Genomic DNA, 2,025 nt, shown 5'->3' with positions numbered 1-2,025 from the left:
AGTTGCGCCAGGCAAAGCCTGGGAAAGGAGGAAGAAACGTCGAAGGATGGGGCGTCCTGAAACCTTTCATTGTGACCCGACGGGTGAAAGTCCCGAACCGGCAAGGCAGACCCGCCACCGGAACCGAGTTTTGCGTGGGCCATGGGCGACCTGGTCTGCGAAGCGTAAACAGGGGGTGTGCAGGCCGTGTGATTGAACCTCGAAATTCCCGAATCGCGGGGCCGACGTACTCTGGTGTGCGGAAGGCAACAGAGTGCAGACCGAGAGGGTCGGGTCTGCGCTCCCCGCCGGGGTCTGAGAGCAGGGCATGTACGCAAGGGTCACCCAGGAACCTGGGAGGGCTGATTCGCTCTTTGCGAGACAGGCGGCGCGGGCGCCGCGCTACAAATGGTCCAGCATCGACCACCTGATGGGTGCCGGACGGGTGGGCGCGAAGACGGCACAACGCAAAGTACCACCAAGCGAAGGCAACGAAGCGCGGTGGGATGGCGGGTCAGCAATCGGAGTCGGCTGATAGTACTGACGACGATGGGGAACTCACCCGAGAGGACCCATCTGAGGGAAGCGGCCGATCGGTCTAAATACACGTCTGGAGGGACAGATGACGCGAGCATTGGATCGCGAGACCATCTCAACGCGACAGCAGGCGATCGCGGAATTGGCGAGAAAGGCACCGGAGAGGGTACTGCTGACGCTGGCACACCACATTGATCTGGGGTGGCTGGAAGAAGCGTATCGTCGCACGCGCAAGGACGGCGCGGTGGGTGTGGACGGCGTGACCGCCGAGGCGTACGAGCAGAGACTGCACGAGAACCTGAGCGATTTGCTCGAACGGTTCAAGAGCGGCCGCTACCGTGCGCCACCGGTGCGGCGCGTGCATATTCCCAAGGCGGGAACGAAGGACAAGACCCGCCCCATCGGCATCCCCACCCTGGAGGACAAGATACTCCAACGGGCGGTGCTTATGGTGCTGGAACCGGTGTACGAGCAGGACTTTCTGGACTGCTCGTACGGCTTCCGACCGGGCCGCAGTGCCCACCAGGCGGTTGAATCGCTCTGGCAGGGGCTGATGGACATCGGTGGAGGCTGGGTGATCGACCTCGATATCCGGTCGTTCTTCGACACCATGGAACGTAGCCATCTCAACGCCTTTCTTGACCAACGGGTACGTGACGGCGTGGTTCGCCGCACGCTGGGCAAGTGGATGCAAGCCGGGGTTATGGACGACGGGGTTCTCAGTCGACCCGAGCGGGGCAGCCCGCAAGGTGGAGTCATCAGTCCGTTGCTGTCGAATATCTACCTGCACGAAGTGCTCGATCTTTGGTTCGAGCGGGAGGTCAAACCACGTCTGCGGGGGCGGGCCTTCATGGTCCGCTTTGCCGATGACGCAGTGCTGGCCTTCGAGCGGGAAGACGACGCGCGACGGGTGATGGAGGTGCTTCCCATGCGGTTCCAACGCTACGGGCTCACGCTTCACCCGGAGAAAACCCGACTACTGGACTTCCGTCGCCCCTCAAGTACCGGTCAGGGCTGCGGCACCCAACGGGATCGCAGCTTCGACCTGCTCGGCTTCACTCACTACTGGGGACGCTCCAGGAAGGGGCGCTGGGTCGTGCAACGCAAGACGGCCAGAGATCGGTTCCGCCGTGCCATGCGGCAGATCGGGCAGTGGTGTCGCTTCAATCGCCACCTGCCACTGGCGGAACAACAGCGGGCGCTGAGTCGCAAGCTCAGGGGCCACGACGCCTACTATGGAATCACCGGCAACGCGCGAGCGCTGTCGCGATTCCGCTTCGCGGTCTACCGAAGCTGGCACAAGTGGCTCAACCGTCGCTCCCATGCGACGCGCCTTGACTGGTCGACCTTCAACCGTCTGCTCAAGCGCTATCCTCTCCCGCCCGTGCGGGTGGTACACAGTATCTATGTCACGTAGCGAATGTTGGACTGAGGAGCCGGATGCCTTAATTGGGCAAGTCCGGATCTGTGGGAGCCGCGGGTGAGCAATCACCCGCGGCCACCCGGCGG

At 63.0% G+C, this 2,025-nt stretch carries 1 protein-coding gene; it reads left to right on the top strand.

The genetic code is table 11. The annotated features are described in order from the left end of the window. Positions 1-658 precede the first annotated feature (658 nt). A complete protein-coding gene (gene ltrA / locus ECTPHS_RS13595; RefSeq protein WP_246828385.1) occupies positions 659-1,933 on the top strand; it encodes a group II intron reverse transcriptase/maturase in 1,275 nt (424 codons plus the stop codon). The last annotated feature ends 92 nt before the right edge of the window (positions 1,934-2,025 follow it).

This window comes from Ectothiorhodospira sp. PHS-1, assembly GCF_000225005.1.
Taxonomy (GTDB): Bacteria; Pseudomonadota; Gammaproteobacteria; order Ectothiorhodospirales; family Ectothiorhodospiraceae; genus Ectothiorhodospira.
This window is presented reverse-complemented; position numbering and strand designations above follow the sequence as displayed.